The sequence below is a fragment of the Nocardia sp. NRRL WC-3656 genome (assembly GCF_000720265.1).
GTDB lineage: Bacteria > Actinomycetota > Actinomycetes > Mycobacteriales > Mycobacteriaceae > Nocardia > Nocardia nova.
Map to the genome: position 1 here is coordinate 101,094 of NZ_JOJF01000011.1, position 14,595 is coordinate 115,688.

A 14,595-nucleotide genomic window follows, 5' to 3' on the forward strand; every position below is an offset into this window, starting at 1 on the left:
TGACCATCCCGGCGTCGTCCGAACACACTCTCGAGAGTGAGATCAAACCCAAGCGGGTCGTTGCTCGCTGGTGGCTGGCACCAGTCACGATCACTGGATTGTTCATGGCGCTCCCGCTCGTGGAGGCAAGACGCCATGGCCGGCCTCGGATTCGGGGCCATATGCGGGTTCGGCGCGCTGACGGCAGGACTGTGCTTCGGTATGCGGTTCAATCTGGGGTTGCCTGCCGTGCTCGCGGTCGGGCTGCTCGGTGGACTTGCCGCGATGCTCGCTTTACCCCCCGCAATTACCGCGTCGTGGCCAACCTTCTGTTTCCAGATCGAGCTGGCCCTACGGCACCGAACGCCGGTGCGGCTCATGCGGTTTCTGGAGGACGCAAGGGAGCGAGGCGTGCTACGCACAGTGGGACCGATTTACCAGTTCCGGCACGCCGAGCTTCGGGATCGATCGGCTGCTAACGTGAGCAAGCCTGAGTAGGCGACCGGGCAGGATCAAGCCGAGACAGCCCACTCCGGCGGGTCACAGGGCATCGAGAGCCTGTTGGAAGGCTTGCTCGTGGGCCTTTTCGTCGGCCGCAATCTCTCGAAACAGGTCGGCCGCCCGAGGGTTTCCGGCCTTGTCGGCCTGGGCGGCATAGTCGGGATACATCGACTCGGCTTCGTGCTTCTCCCCTGCTATCGCGTCGGTGAGATTGGCGGCGACGTCGGAGGCCACCAGTCCGGCCGGCGTCGCTTGTTCGGCGAAGTGCTCGTCGAGCTCCACCTGGGCGGTGCGGGAGAACAGCTGCGCGATCTGCGGGTTCCCCGCCTCACGAGCCTGGCGGGCATATCGGCTGTATTTCGCGAAGGCGAACGCCTCCCCCTGCATGGCCGTGCGCAGGTTGGCCAGGGTCGCACCCGACGACTTCGCCGGTCCCGGCGTGATCGAAGTCGCGGTGACATCGGGCCCCGCCGGAACAACGGCGCCCGCGGGACCGGTGAGGGTCGCCAAGGCGATCGTGAAGTCGCGTGCGTGCGCTGCTTCATCGCCGGCGATCGCGGAGAACAACTGCGCCGCCGCAACGTCACCCGCCGCTGTCGCCTGTGCGGCGAAGCCCGGGTACATGGTCGTCGATTCAGTGGATTCGCCGGCGATCGCGTCACGCAGATTCGCCGCGGTGTCACCACCCAGACCGACCAGATCAGCCTCGCGAGTGAAATGATCCGACAGCTCGGTCTGTGCCGCGGTGCGGAATTCCTGCGCTACCCGAGGCTCGCCGCTGTGCTGGGCCTGATCCGCATACGCCCGGTATTTCGCATGGGCGAATGCTTCCCCGTGCATCGCCGCCACGGCGTTGGTTCGGGTCGACTCGGCGGGAACGGACTGCGACTGCTGTGGCGACGCGGTTCGCTGTGGCGTACCCGAACACGCCACCACCGGCACCAGAAGCGCGGCACACATCGCTATCGTCAGTCGCGACTTATTGTGCATTTCTGCTCCTTTCGATCCCGCAGGGGTGGAACAGGATCCGGAAGTCCAGCCGCGCCGGATGATCAGCGCTCACGCGCGACCAGCGCACGCCGCGAGTCCGAAAAGCGCCCCCATCGCAGTCACCTCTCGCCCAGCAAACGGAAACAATTCCATCGTCGCCGCCACTCTGTTCGACGCCCGCAGGCCGAAGTCACCGATCAACGAGCCTTACGCCACGCCACGCGGTGACCTTGGACCCCGAGCGATGGCTAACCTCACACCCACCACCGCGAGTCTTCGGTACGTTGTTCGAGGCCGCGCAGCATCATCCGCTCCCAGATCGGACTTTCCGGCGCCAATCGGTCCAGACCCAATTTGCGTCTGGGCGATATCGATCAACGCCAGCGGTTCACCCGGGGAAATACGACCGGTGTACTCGGAACGAGAGCGACCCGGCTCGGCGATATGACATCCTGCTGGTGCGCGCAGCCGGTCTGCCCCGCGGTGCGCTCTACCACCACTTCGACGACAGGAAGGACCTGTTCGACGCGGTCATCGAAGTCTGGAACACCAAGCGGCCCAACGCATTCGAGCGGCGATGATCTCTGCCTCCGACCCGGTCGAGCGACGCACACGTGCGGTGGGAGGCGACATCGAGGAGGCGATTGTTCGCCTCGAAGTCGAGTTCGAGGACCAGCTGCGTCGCTCTCCTGGCACCTTCACGGGTGAGTGGTACATCGCTGAGGCCGAGCCGGAATGGGATTGCCGCGATGTACCACTCGTCGTGTCGACGGCCGGGTCAGGCCATGACGGAGACGCGGTCCGTGTCGGTCACGGGCCCGGACCGAGAATCCGTGCGTGCGGCCGGCCGGACCGGCAGGCTGGTCAAGCCGTGAATCAACAGGCTCTTTCGCCACGTCAGATCGCTGAATTCGCCGTCGAGCGACAGATCCGGGAAAGTGGCCAGCAGCCTCTTGATCGCGGTCGTGGCCTCCATTCGTGCCAGGGCGGCACCGAGACAGTGATGGATGCCGTGTCCGAAGGCGATGTGCCGGCTCTCGGGTCGTTCGAGGTCGATGCGGTCCGGCTCGGCGAACCGGGCGGGGTCGCGATTGGCGGCGGCGAGCGAGATGAGGATGAATTCGTCCGCGTCGATGTCCTGATCGCCCAACGTGATCGCAGCGGTGGTGTACCGGGCCGTGGCCAAGTGCAGCGACCCCTGGCAGCGCAGGATCTCCTCGACGTAGGCGGGTATCGCTTCGGGGTCCGCGCGCAACCGCTCGGCGATCGCGGGCTCGCGCAGTAGCTCGAGTACCGAGTTGCCGATCAGATTGACCGTGGTCTCATGCCCCGCTATCAGCAGCAGGAGCAGCATGGCGATGAGTTCGTGCTGGTCCAGCCGGTCCTCGTGGTCTTTCGCGATGATCAGTTGGGAGAGCAGGTCGTCACGGGGGTCGTCGGTGCGTTCGGCGATCAACTTCGTCAGGTAGGTGAAGTATGTGACCCCGGCGGCGGCGCGTTCCTCGTTCGTGGCCGTGTCGCTGACGACCACGGCGGTCCACGAGCGGAAGTCTGCCTTGTCGTCGTCGGGCACCCCGAGCAGCTCGCAGATTACCGCGATCGGCAGCCGGAAGGCGTAGCTGTCGATGAGGTCGACAGTCGTTCGCGCGCTGATGTCGTCGAGCAGAGTGTCGGCGATCGAGGTGATTCTCGGTTGCAGATCGCGGATGGCGGGACCCGCGAACGCCTTCGCCACGAGGCGGCGCAAACGCGTGTGCTGTGGTGGATCGGCGAACAACATGTTGTCGCTGATGGCGGTGTTGAACATCTCGGCCGCACCGTTTTTGGCCAGCACGGCCTGTCCTTCGGGCGACCCGATGCGCTTGCTGATGGTCGGCTCCGCCAAGGCTTGCCTGGCCACGTCGTGATCGACGATCAACCAGCCGACCACACCGTCCAATCGAATGCGATGGAGGGGACCGCGCTCGCGCAGCGCCCGATAGGTCGCATGCGGATCCTGGTAGAACTCGTCTGTCAGTTCGAGGATCTCCATCTCGGCTGTCACCGGCCACCACCGGCCGACGAAACCATGGCCGAGCTCGAACATAGGTAATGCACTGTCCCTCAGTCCTTTCGACGAACATTCTGACTTGCGGCCGATGCGGTCCGGGACGAGTAATCGATCAGGGGTGCATCGGTGAGAGGTCGAGCAGTTTCGATCGGGTGAAACAGGGAGGCCCCGGCCACGGATTAGCCATGGCTACCGTCCAGTAAACATCCGGGTGCCCGAGTGGCTTCCGCGTGAACATCGCATCGAAATGCGCTGCTCGCACGCCAGGGCTGTTCGGAAGTCGTTGAAGCGGAGTCTTATTCGGAACCAGAGAGCGAAACAGATGGTAGCTCGGCGTCATCGGCGAACGCCTCCTTGCCGCTACCGTCGATCAGCACGGTGTGATCACGACTTCGTGGCGAAACATCACGACGCCCGCAGTCCCCGGCGTTCGACACGGTGGATGACGGTGGTATGCGGGCGTCGGCGAACTCGGCGGCGATAGTTCAGTGGGACAGCTTGATTCGCTCGGCCGAGTTCTCCAGTGCCGCGACCACTTCCTCGGTCAGGGCGGACGATATCGCCCGCGCCGCGCAGTCGTCGGTCAGGCCGACGGCCTGTCCGGCGGCACGATTCATGTGGCCGGCCACCGAGTTCTCGCGCGTCGCCTGCGCCGTCGCCGAGTCGATCTTCACGACCCACCGGCGGATCGAGAACGAACGGGCGACCGCCGCCGGCTGAACCTGCTCATGTCGAGCAAACTACCTCGCCGACCGGACGCCCGAACAGTGCTGTCTAGAGATCACCCGAGTAGTCCTGGCTGATCCAGCGGTCGGGGCGGATGGTGAACAGTACGGAGTCGTTGCCGTCCATCCGGTCCGCGAAGGCGCGGCCCTCCTCCGGACCCAGATAGCGGCTGGCGATGCTCACCCGCGCGTCCCGGGGCGAGGGGGTGGCGGCCTCGACGACCGTGCCCTCGACGATGACGTACTGATAGGGCAGCTCTTCGCGCTGCACCGTCAGTGTCACCACACCGGCTTCCCGCACCAGCCTGGCCTTGCGGCGTGCCGCGCCGGTGTTGATACGAATATTGCCGCCCGGGGTGTAGTCGTACCAGATCGGCGCGGTGGCGGGCGGACGCCCGTCGGTAGCGGCGACGGACAGCACTCCGATGTGCTTGCCCGCCAGGAACTCTTGACGCTCGGCTTCCGAGAAAGGTTTCGGCATAAGACGTCGAACGGAGCGGGCTGCGACGTTATTCCGGTCGAACGCGCGAATCCCACTGGGCGAGGACGGTCCGCAAGGTCGCCACCAGCGCAAGCGGTTGATCCATCATCGGGTGATGACCGGCCTCGGCCAATTCGACCACCGTCGCGGGTCGCCCGAACAAGCTCGCGATCTCCAGCGCCCGCTCCCGGGTCACCAAACCGCGTTCGCATCGGATGTACAGCACGGATGCGTCCACGGCCCACAGCGAGCCCAGCGGTGGGATACGCCCGTTTTCGAGGCGCTTGCGCAACATCTCGGGATCGAACTTCCAGCCCCACCCGGCACCGGTGTCTCGCACCGATTCCTCCGCCACGTGCCGCGCGACGTAAGGAAGCAGAACCGCCTGGTCCGGGACGGTTCGAAACCGGCCACAAATCTCTTCCCGCGTCGGGTACGTCTTCGGCCGGTGGAGCAACTGCCGGACGATGGACTCTTCCGACGGCTCCTGAAACGGAGAATCGATGACGACCAGACCCGCGAGCGATTCCCGATGCCGAGCAGCCGCCACGGCGCTCACTCGCCCACCCATGCTGTGCCCGACGACGTACGGCCGTCCGGCTATCCCGCCGGCCTCGGCAGCGGCCATCACCTCGTCCGCCCAGCCCTCGATCGGATACCGGGACCGCACGGCGCTGTCACCGTGACCGGACAAATCCAGCGCCACCACGCGATGCGTACCCGCCAACAGCGGAGCGATGTGGTCCCACCAGCCCGAATGCGCCGATCCGCCGTGCACCAGCACCACACCGGCCGTCCCCGCCCGGCCCCAGCACCGCAGATGAACGACACCGCCCCCGACGTCGACCTCACGATGTTCGGGCAGTTCCGCAATGGCCTGCGTAAACCATCCCGGTACCGTGACACCCGCCCCCGCCGTCACTACCATCGCCGCCTCCTTCGCCCGGGCCCGCACCTCGGACCATATCGGCAGGTGTACGTAGCGGCGGCGCCACCGGTGGTGCAACAAGGGTTTTGCTAGATCCCGAGCACCCTATCCCGCCATGTCCGAGACGGATCGGCGCTGACATCCGAACGCTGCGGGAGCGATTTCGAGCCGCAGCAACAGCAGTTTGTCCTGCAACTCAACTTCTCTGTGCAGCAGTACAATTCGGAAACCGATCCAGCAGCGCGGTGTCGAACGCCGCCACCGCTCGGTGTGACAGACCGGGCGAGGCGAAATTTTCGCCTGGGTGACGCCACAAATGTTCCGCCGAGTGGTCAGCACGGTGGTCGACAACACCTGTGGTGACCCCGAGTGGTCCGCGCGAGAGAGGTTCGATGCACCGAAGAAACCGTGGGACGAGCCCACCAGCCACGGGACGGTTCCACCCTTGCGAAGTTCGCAGGCAGCATTCTGCGCGTTGGCACACTCTAGGCACACTGGCGGCCAACAATGACTCTCAACCGGAAACAAGAAATCCCCTCCGACGCTGGTCGGAGGGGATCTCTCGGTCGGGCTGACAGGATTTGAACCTGCGACCACTTGACCCCCAGTCAAGTGCGCTACCAAGCTGCGCCACAGCCCGTTGCTCCCGCTTGCGGGTGCTCGAAGAGATTACCTCACTACCCCCTTGTTGGAGCAAATCGGCTGCTTGTGGGCAATCCCGCCCGGGAGGGCAAGCGGAGCGCCGTCCCTGATGCGGCTCGTCTGGCCGGCGTCAGCCGAGGCGGACGGCGGCTACAAGTCAGCGGCGGCAGGGTCACTTTTCGCCGATGCGCCGGCACGATGACGAGCCGAATTAATCTGCCGCTCTTCCGAAGTCGCCGTGTGGCAGTCTGGAAGTTCGTTCCACGAGCGTCGCGGGGGCTGCCATGGGCTACTGGTTCGTCGCCATGGTCTTTCTCTGGGGCGGGATGGGTGGTCTGCCTCTGAGTGCCCAGGCGGCTCGATTCGGTCTGCGCTTCGCTCGGGACGGGGTCGTGGTAGCGGGGCGGATCGTCGACGTCGAGCGCAGTCACCGGGCGGTTCTCGACCGCAACGGCACCGAAACGATCGTGGAGTATTCGTCTCCGGTGGTCGCCTTCCGCACCGCCGACTGCCGGGAGATGCGGGAGGCGGCGATCATCGCGCGAGCGCGCACGATGGCCGGCCGCTACGAGGACCGGTTCGTCGCCGTCTCGCAGCGTGGCCAGTGGCAGGGCCGGACGCGGACGCCGGGTGAGGCCGTCCAGGTCAGGCACCTCCCGGACACGCCGGAGCGGTTCCGTATCGACGGCAAGCCCGGCACTCCTCTCCTCTGGTTCCTGCCGCTGTCGCTGGCCCTCCTGAGCACACGCTCGACGACCACCCCGAACTGCTGGCGACATTGCGCTGCCACATCGCCACCGGCCTCAACCGGCGCCGCACCGGGAAGACGCTGAACCTGCACCCCAACACCGTGGACTACCGGCTGCGACGCATCGCCGAACTCACCGGCTTTCACGCGCACCGCTATCCGGACCTGTGGTACCTGCGGTCCGCGCTGGTCGTGCACAGCGTCCGGTCGGCCCGACCCTGACACCGCGCTTGCGAGCCCGGCTGCTCGGTAGTTGCGGCCTCCTGTGCACCCGACCAGCGACGCCGGAGGGTCTTGGTGAAAATAACGGAGACCGTCGCCTCGGACCTCCTGACCTCGCCGGCGGTTCTAGCGTCTGACCAGCATCGGTACCGCTCAGGTATCGGGTGGATCAGCAGAGGAGACTGCGCAGATGGGACTGTTCGACAGGGAGAGGCCGCGCCACGTCCGCGAGATAGCTGCGGCCTCCGCAGTCGCGTCGATCGCCGCGACGTTCGCCGTGGTCGGGATCTCGGCGGCCACGCCCGCGGCGGCGCAGACGACGTGCACCGATGCCGACGTCGTCGTCGCTCGCGGCACCGGCGAACCGCTCGGCGCCGATCCCGGCCTCGGCGCGGTCGTGGGCAATCCCGTGTATCACGCACTCGCACAACGCTTGTCGCGCTCGCACAGCGCCTATCGGGTCCAGTACCCGGCCAGTCCGGTCGAGCCGTGGTCGGTGCAGCAGGGCAATCGCGACCTGGTGACACATGTGACCGACGCGGCGAAGGCCTGCCCGAACCAGCGCTTCGTCCTGGTCGGTTACTCACAAGGCGCGAACGTGGTCGACAATTCGATCGGCATCAGCAGCGTGGGCGCGAAGGTCGGCGGGCCGATCGTGGCCACCCTGCCCGCGGCGGTGGCGCCGAAGATCGCGGCGATCCTGTTGTTCGGCAACCCGATTCGCGGTATCGGTCACAGCGTCACCGGCCCCTCTGCGGACCGCACCTACGACACCTGCACCGCGAACGACCCGGTGTGCGACCCCAAAGGCACGAGCTGGAAAGTGCACCGGACCAGCTACACCGCCACAGCGGATGAGGCTGCGGACTTCGCCGTCGCCCACCTGTGAGGCACGGAATACGCTCCGGAAAAGGTCGCTGCGTCCGCAAAGTCTTGTGCCGGTGAGCTTTCCGATCACCACAGACCACCACCCGCCCAACCGCGTCCTGCGTGGTCGGGCGGGTGGTGAGGGGCCGGGGTCAGATGCCGATCACGCCGCGCATCTGGCCGAACCAGCCCACGACCATGTTCACGATCTGAGACAAATCACCGATAATCATCGAGTTCCTCCTTTCGGTGACAGTTGCGGACTGCGCTTTTCGTCATACCCGGGAGGTCCGGGAATTAACGTCTTCTGTCCGCCCTCGTCGGCACGAGTTTCGTCCTACTCCACGGAAACGAATAGACGGCAGTTGGACATTCGATCACCAGCCCCCGAGCGTCCGTGCCGGTGGCAGCCGGATCCGCAGAAGAACAACCACTTTCGCGCCTGGCCGGAAACGTTTGCATGACAAACCGTTTCGCCCCATACTCCGCTACCGGCATTCACCGACCGCCACCGCGGTTCTCCCCGCGGAGCCCCGAGGTGGATTTGAGAGGTTTCGCCTCGCCCACCGCCTCACCGCCGCGCCCCCCGAGGGTGGCTTACCGATCCGGCACCGCGATGGTGACACTGGACGGTATGCGTCTGAATCAGGTCACCGTCGGCAGCACGGACCTCGATCGAGCCGAGCACTTCTATCTGCTGCTCGGTCTGCGCCTGATCGTCAAGACCGAGCACTATCTGCGATTCGAATGCCCCGCGGGTGAGAGCACCTTCTCGGTCGACCGCGTCGACGCCGTACCGGGCGGTGAGGAAGTCACCGTCTATTTCGAGACCGACGACCTCGACGGCGAGTACCGGCGCCTGTCCGATGCCGGCATCGCATTCGAGCAGTCACCCGCCGATATGCCCTGGCTGTGGCGCGAAGCCCGGTTACGTGATCCCGACGGCCACCGGCTGTGCCTGTTCCACGCCGCCGGCAACAGACGCAATCCGCCGTGGCGGCTGGCCGACTGATCGGCGGCGAACAGCTCGGCACTTTTCCTGTTTGCTAAACTCTGCAATCAAGAGCGACGTAGCAGGCCGTGGGGCCGCGGACCAAAAGGAGTGATCGCGTGCCCGGACTGAGCAGACCCCTCTATCAGATGAAAGCGGAGTTCTTCAAAACGCTGGGACATCCGATCCGGATTCGCGTGCTCGAACTGCTCAGCGAGCGCGAACAGGCGGTCTCCGAGATGCTGACCGAGATCGGCATCGAGCCGGCGAATCTGTCCCAGCAGCTCGCGATTCTGCGCCGAGCCGGGCTGGTCGTGGCCCGACGGGAGGGACTGTCGGTGACCTACGAGCTCACCTCCCCGCAGGTCGCCGAATTGCTGGTGGTGGCGCGGGCGATCTTGACCGGCGTGGTCGCGGGCCAAGCGGAGGCGCTGGAAGAGCTCGCCTGACGATCCGGGCATAGGACGCCGGAACCAGCGGAGCGGGGGCCCGAATGCAACCGCTATTTGCAGGTTTTCTAAACTAACTACATTGCAGCTTTATCAAGGAGGCAGGTCTCGTGTCCGACAGTTCACGTGTCATCGCACAGCTCGACGAGGTTCCGGTGGCCCACGAGAGCGTTCTGGCGTGGATCGCCGAGGTCGCCGAGCTGACGGCCCCCGAGCACATCGTCCTGTGCGACGGCTCCCGGGCGGAGTGGGATCGGCTGACCGCACGATTGGTCGACAAGGGAACGTTCGTTCCACTGACCGGTAAGCCGAACTCGTTCTGGTGTGTCTCCGATCCCGACGACGTGGCGCGGGTGGAGGATCGCACGTTCATCTGCTCCGAGCGTGAGACCGACGCCGGTCCGACCAACAACTGGGTCGACCCGGTGGATATGCGCACGGTGATGACCGAGCACTATCGCGGCGCGATGGCCGGACGGACGATGTATGTCATCGCGTTCTGCATGGGGCCGCTCGATGCGCAGGACCCGAAATTCGGTGTGCAGATCACCGATTCGGAATATGTCGCGGTGTCGATGCAGATCATGACGCGGTCCGGCGACGCCGTCTGGGAAAAGCTCACGACCGGAACGGAATTCGTCAAATGCCTGCATTCGGTGGGCGCACCGCTGGGCGTCGGTGAGCCGGATGCGGCGTGGCCGTGCGATACCACCAAATACATCTCGCACTTTCCCGAGCGCCGCGAGATCTGGAGTTACGGATCCGGCTACGGCGGCAACGCGCTGCTGGGCAAGAAGTGTTTCGCACTGCGCATCGCCTCGGTACTCGGCCGGGACGAAGGGTGGCTGGCCGAGCACATGCTGATCCTGAAACTCACCTCCCCGCAAGGGAAGACGCACTACGTCGCCGCGGCGTTCCCGTCGTCGTGCGGCAAGACGAACCTGGCCATGCTCGAACCCGCACTCGACGGCTGGACCGCCGAGACGGTCGGTGACGATATCGCGTGGCTGCGCTTCGGCGCCGACGGCCGGCTCTACGCGGTCAATCCCGAGGCCGGATTCTTCGGTGTCGCCCCCGGCACCGGCGCCACGACCAATCCCAACGCGATCGCCACCATCGCGAAGGGCAATTCGATCTTCACCAACACCGCCCGCACCGCCGACGGGGACGTGTGGTGGGAGGGATTGACCGCCGAACCGCCCGCCCATCTCGTCGACTGGCACGGCGAAAACTGGACGCCCGCCTCGGGAACGCCTGCCGCGCATCCGAATTCGCGGTACTGCACACCTATTCGACAGTGTCCCTCGGTCGCTCCGGAATGGGACGATCCGGCCGGCGTGCCGATTTCGGCGATCTTCTTCGGCGGCCGTCGCGCCACCACCGTCCCGCTGGTCGCCGAGTCCTTCGACTGGGCCCATGGCGTTTTCACCGCCTCGGTGCTGTCGTCGGAAACCACCGCCGCCGCGACCGGGACGGTCGGCGTCGTACGGCGCGATCCGATGGCGATGCTGCCGTTCCTCGGCTATCACGTCGGTGACTACTTCGCCCACTGGCTCCGGCTCGGCGCCGCCGCCGACCCGGCGAAACTGCCGAAGATCTTCCAGGTCAACTGGTTCCGACGAGGTTCGGAAGGCGAATTCCTGTGGCCCGGCTTCGGCGACAACGTGCGCGTGCTGCAGTGGGCGCTGGAACGTCTCGACGGCACCGCTGAGGCGATCGAGACGCCGATCGGCTACGTGCCCGCGGTCGAGGCCCTCGATCTCACCGGCCTCGACGACCGGCAGCGCGCCCGGACGGCAGCGTCGCTCGCGGTCGACATCGACGAGTGGGTGGCCGAGGTGGCCGACATCGACCACTGGTACGCCACCATCGGTGGCAATCGCCTGCCCGACGCGTTGCGGGAACAGCTCGCCGCGCTGAAACTGCGTCTGGCAGCCCGGTTGTGAACATCGCAGCACTGCTCCCCCGCTGGTCGGATTGGCGTCCGGCCCTCCGCACCCCCGGCCCGGATCTGCTGTCGGGTCTGATCGTCGCCCTGGTGGCGTTGCCGCTGGCACTGGGATTCGGCATCAGCTCCGGACTCGGCGCCGCGGCCGGACTGGCCACCGCGGTCGTCGCGGGCATCGTGGCCGCGATATTCGGCGGCTCCCGTTTCCAGGTGTCGGGGCCGACCGGCGCGATGACCGTCGTGCTGGTTCCGATCGTCCACCAGCACGGCGGGGGCGGGGTGCTGGCCGTGGGCCTGATGGCCGGCATCGTGCTGGTGGCGCTCGCGATCGCCGGGGCCGGGCGTGCGGTGCGATACATGCCGGCCCCGGTGATCGAGGGCTTCACCGCCGGCATCGCCGTGGTGATCGCCTTGCAGCAGTTCCCCAACGCTCTCGGTATCGCGCACGCGCACGGGGACAAGGTTTGGCAGTCGGCCTATGACGCTGTGCGCCAATATATTTCGCAACCCCATCTCGCGCCGGTCGTGATCGCCGTCGCGGTGGCCGCGGTGATGCTCGTCGGCGGGCGGTTCCTGCCGAAGCTGCCCTTCGCGCTGCTGGCCGTGGCCGGCGCGACCGTCGTGGTCGCGCTCTTCGACATCCCCACCGCGGCCATCGGCGCCCTCCCGTCGGGACTCAGTGCTCCCACACTGAACTTTCTCGACTGGGGCAGCCTCGGATCGCTGGTGGCGCCCGCGCTGGCGGTCGCTGCGCTGGGCGCCCTCGAATCGCTGCTGGCGGCGACCGCCGCGGATGCCATGGCCGTCGGCACCCGCCACGATCCCGATCGCGAACTGTTCGGGCAGGGGTTGGCCAATATCTCCGCACCGCTGTTCGGCGGCGTGCCGGCTACCGGTGCGATCGCCCGCACGGCCGTCAATGTGCGCTCCGGGGCACGCACACGCCTGGCCGCGCTGACCCACGCGGTGGTGCTCGCCGCCATCATCTACCTCGCCGCCCCGCTCGTCGCCGATATCCCGGTCGCGGCGCTGGCCGGGGTGCTGCTGGCCACGACGGTCCGCATGGTGGAAACCGCGTCGCTGACCGCCATCGCGCGTGCCTCACGCGGTGACGCACTCATCATGGCCGCGACGTTCCTGGTCACGGTCGCCATGGACCTGGTGACCGCGGTCGGTGTCGGCGTCGCGATCGCGATCGTCCTGGCGCTGCGTTCGGTGGCGAAAGAAGCTCGGCTGCAACAGGTTCCGCTCGACGAGAGCGACCACCTCAGCGAGGAACACCGCCTGTTGCACGACCGTATCGTCGCCTACCGCATCGACGGACCGCTGTTCTTCGCCGCCGCCCACCGCTTCCTGCTGGAGCTGACCGAGGTCGCCGACGTCCATGTGGTGGTCCTTCGCATGGCGCATGTCACCGCCCTCGACACGACCGGCGCACTGGTCCTCAAGGACGCCATCGCGAAACTGCAGCACCGCAACATCACGGTCCTGATGTCGGGCCTGCGCGACGAGCATCGCCGTCGGCTCGCGGCGCTCGGCGCCCTGCCCGCGGGCGGCGAGACGCAGATCTTCGAGCAGACGCCCGAGGCCCTCGCGTACGCGCGCGCCATGTGATCGCCGCGCGGCGAAACCGCCCGGCGCCGCGGCGATCTCGCCCGGCAGCCGCAGGGCGCGCGTAGCATCACCTGCCGTGAGTGGGTGATCCGGGGCCGGGCGCACCGGCCGAAGGCGGGGACACGTCCTTCACCGGATCGATCCCGCAGATCTACGACACGCTGCTGGTTCCGATGATCTTCGCCGAACCCGCTCGGTTGCTCGCGGAGGCGGTGGCCGCGACGGACGCGGTCGACATCCTCGAAACCGCGGCCGGGACCGGGGTGCTGACCAGAGCGCTCGCCCGGCTCGACGGTCGCGACGTCGTGGCGACCGACCTGAACGAACCCATGTTGACGACCGCCGCGAACCGCACGGCATCGGATCGGGTGCGGTGGCAGGTCGCCGACGCCCGAGACCTGCCGTTCCCCGAATGCTCGTTCGACCTGGTGGCATGCCAGTTCGGCGCGATGTTCCTGCCCGACAAGGTCGGCGGATACACCGAGACCCTGCGAGTGTTGCGTCCGGGCGGCATGTTCGTCTTCAACGTCTGGGACCGGCTCGAGACCAATGTGGTGACCCTGGTCGTCACCGAGGCGCTGTGCGCGGCGGCACCGGACGAGCCGCTCGAGTTCTTTCGCCGCACGCCCCACGGATACTTCGACATCGATCGGATTCGCGGCGAACTCGCGGCCGCCGGCTTCGAGCGGATCACCGGTGAATACATCGACGGGTCGAGCCGGACGACGGCCGAGACCGCGGCGGTCGCCCTCTGCCAGGGCACCCCGCTGCGCGGCGAGATCGAACGGCACTCCTCGCTCGATCTCGAATCCGCGACCGCGATCGCGGCCGAGGCGCTGCGCCGGCGGTACGGCACGGGCGAATTCGACGCGCCGATGCGGTGGCTGCAGGTGAGCGCGCGGCGGCCGGACCGAGTCCCCGAGACGCGGTCCGGCCGGCGCGAGATGTCAGATTCTGCGCGGATCCCAGGTGGCGATCGCCCAGATCACCACGATGTCGAGGGCGATGACCAGGATCGACCACCACGGATAGTGCGGCAGCCACAGGAAATTGGCGATGATCGACAAACCCAGTAGCGCGATCGCCAACATCTGCCCCCAGGTCGAACGCGTGAACAACCCGGCCGCGGCCGCCACCATCAGGATGCCGAGGATCAGGTGGATCCATCCCCATCCGCTGATGTCGAACTTGTAGATGTATTGCGGTCCGGAAACGTAGACGTCGTCCTTCACGATGGCCGAAATGCCCTGCAGGATGGACACGATTCCGGTGACGGCCAGTAGGGCCGCCGCGGCCAGCGAGGTGCCGGCCGCCACCGCATTGCGGGTGTCGTTTCGCCCGTTGCGTGTTCCGTGTTCCGTAGCCGTCACGACGGCTCACCCCTTTTCGTGAACCTCGCCGGCGGATTCGCCGGCGCGTACCGACATGCGTCGGTTCCGGTGGGTTGTGACATGCGGCCC

The 14,595-nt window shown here is 66.6% G+C and carries 14 protein-coding genes, 1 tRNA gene and 1 pseudogene; 9 read left to right on the forward strand and 7 right to left on the reverse strand.

From position 1 onward, the window contains the following. Positions 1–519 precede the first annotated feature (519 nt). Positions 520–1,470: a ferritin family protein gene (locus IG65_RS38525; RefSeq protein WP_197039858.1), complete on the reverse strand. Its 951-nt coding sequence runs from the start codon at positions 1,468–1,470 to the stop codon at positions 520–522. Between the two features lie 458 nt (positions 1,471–1,928). Between IG65_RS38525 and IG65_RS38530 the strand changes: the two genes are divergently transcribed. Beyond that, positions 1,929–2,051 carry a TetR family transcriptional regulator gene (locus IG65_RS38530; protein ID WP_231509255.1) on the forward strand — a complete coding sequence of 41 codons (123 nt, stop codon included), beginning with the start codon at positions 1,929–1,931 and terminating at the stop codon, positions 2,049–2,051. Positions 2,052–2,248: 197 nt separating this feature from the next. Here IG65_RS38530 and IG65_RS0116845 read toward each other — a convergent pair whose 3' ends face one another. The 5 genes from IG65_RS0116845 to IG65_RS0116875 all read right to left on the reverse strand — a co-directional run bounded on the left by IG65_RS0116845 (position 2,249) and on the right by IG65_RS0116875 (position 6,294). Continuing rightward, positions 2,249–3,514: a cytochrome P450 gene (locus IG65_RS0116845; RefSeq protein WP_197039859.1), complete on the reverse strand. Its 1,266-nt coding sequence runs from the start codon at positions 3,512–3,514 to the stop codon at positions 2,249–2,251. 491 nt (positions 3,515–4,005) lie between these two features. After that, positions 4,006–4,194 (reverse strand): hypothetical protein, encoded by a 189-nt coding sequence (locus IG65_RS37805; RefSeq protein WP_156055658.1) that lies wholly within the window; start codon positions 4,192–4,194, stop codon positions 4,006–4,008. Between the two features lie 100 nt (positions 4,195–4,294). Further along, positions 4,295–4,726 (reverse strand): pyridoxamine 5'-phosphate oxidase family protein, encoded by a 432-nt coding sequence (locus IG65_RS0116860; RefSeq protein ID WP_030515877.1) that lies wholly within the window; start codon positions 4,724–4,726, stop codon positions 4,295–4,297. A gap of 28 nt (positions 4,727–4,754) precedes the next feature. Beyond that, positions 4,755–5,654, reverse strand: coding sequence for an alpha/beta fold hydrolase (locus IG65_RS0116865; protein ID WP_030515878.1), 900 nt, complete (start codon positions 5,652–5,654; stop codon positions 4,755–4,757). Between the two features lie 566 nt (positions 5,655–6,220). Continuing rightward, positions 6,221–6,294 (reverse strand) — tRNA-Pro (locus IG65_RS0116875). A gap of 286 nt (positions 6,295–6,580) precedes the next feature. On the opposite strand from IG65_RS0116875, the gene IG65_RS39120 reads away from it, so the two are divergent. The 8 genes and pseudogenes from IG65_RS39120 to IG65_RS39125 form a co-directional block, all read left to right on the forward strand. Further along, a complete protein-coding gene (locus IG65_RS39120) occupies positions 6,581–7,129 on the forward strand; it encodes a DUF3592 domain-containing protein (protein ID WP_030515880.1) in 549 nt (182 codons plus the stop codon). Beyond that, the gene (locus IG65_RS0116885) at positions 7,075–7,266 is read left to right on the forward strand and encodes a helix-turn-helix domain-containing protein (protein WP_030515881.1); all 192 of its coding nucleotides are present in this window, start codon (positions 7,075–7,077) and stop codon (positions 7,264–7,266) included. The genes IG65_RS39120 and IG65_RS0116885 overlap by 55 nt, the downstream gene beginning before the upstream one ends. A 190-nt stretch (positions 7,267–7,456) precedes the next feature. After that, entirely contained in the window at positions 7,457–8,155 is a 699-nt protein-coding gene (locus IG65_RS0116890; RefSeq protein ID WP_081879529.1) for a cutinase family protein, read from the forward strand. 612 nt (positions 8,156–8,767) lie between these two features. Then, a complete protein-coding gene (locus IG65_RS0116900) occupies positions 8,768–9,145 on the forward strand; it encodes a VOC family protein (protein WP_030515883.1) in 378 nt (125 codons plus the stop codon). A gap of 128 nt (positions 9,146–9,273) precedes the next feature. Then, on the forward strand, positions 9,274–9,573 hold the full coding sequence (locus tag IG65_RS0116905) for a helix-turn-helix transcriptional regulator (protein WP_030515884.1): 300 nt from the start codon (positions 9,274–9,276) through the stop codon (positions 9,571–9,573). 110 nt (positions 9,574–9,683) lie between these two features. Then, positions 9,684–11,519: a phosphoenolpyruvate carboxykinase (GTP) gene (locus tag IG65_RS0116910; protein ID WP_030515885.1), complete on the forward strand. Its 1,836-nt coding sequence runs from the start codon at positions 9,684–9,686 to the stop codon at positions 11,517–11,519. After that, positions 11,516–13,135, forward strand: coding sequence for a SulP family inorganic anion transporter (locus IG65_RS0116915; protein ID WP_231509256.1), 1,620 nt, complete (start codon positions 11,516–11,518; stop codon positions 13,133–13,135). Before IG65_RS0116910 ends, IG65_RS0116915 begins: the two co-directional genes overlap by 4 nt. A 173-nt stretch (positions 13,136–13,308) precedes the next feature. Then, a pseudogene (locus tag IG65_RS39125) lies at positions 13,309–13,659 on the forward strand (class I SAM-dependent methyltransferase); the annotation flags it as partial. A 423-nt stretch (positions 13,660–14,082) separates the two neighbouring features. Here the strand turns inward: IG65_RS39125 and IG65_RS36935 are convergent. After that, a complete protein-coding gene (locus tag IG65_RS36935; protein WP_063016037.1) occupies positions 14,083–14,505 on the reverse strand; it encodes a hypothetical protein in 423 nt (140 codons plus the stop codon). Between the last annotated feature and the right edge of the window lie 90 nt (positions 14,506–14,595).

What these genes read in the sequence shown, in the direction of transcription:
- IG65_RS38525 (WP_197039858.1), bottom strand. Translation starts at nt 1,470, where the DNA reads ATGCACAATAAGTCGCGACTGACGATAGCGATGTGTGCCGCGCTTCTG.
- IG65_RS0116860 (WP_030515877.1), bottom strand. Translation starts at nt 4,726, where the DNA reads ATGCCGAAACCTTTCTCGGAAGCCGAGCGTCAAGAGTTCCTGGCGGGC.
- IG65_RS0116865 (WP_030515878.1), bottom strand. Translation starts at nt 5,654, where the DNA reads ATGGTAGTGACGGCGGGGGCGGGTGTCACGGTACCGGGATGGTTTACG.
- IG65_RS39120 (WP_030515880.1), top strand. Translation starts at nt 6,581, where the DNA reads ATGGGCTACTGGTTCGTCGCCATGGTCTTTCTCTGGGGCGGGATGGGT.
- IG65_RS0116890 (WP_081879529.1), top strand. Translation starts at nt 7,457, where the DNA reads ATGGGACTGTTCGACAGGGAGAGGCCGCGCCACGTCCGCGAGATAGCT.
- IG65_RS0116900 (WP_030515883.1), top strand. Translation starts at nt 8,768, where the DNA reads ATGCGTCTGAATCAGGTCACCGTCGGCAGCACGGACCTCGATCGAGCC.
- IG65_RS0116905 (WP_030515884.1), top strand. Translation starts at nt 9,274, where the DNA reads ATGAAAGCGGAGTTCTTCAAAACGCTGGGACATCCGATCCGGATTCGC.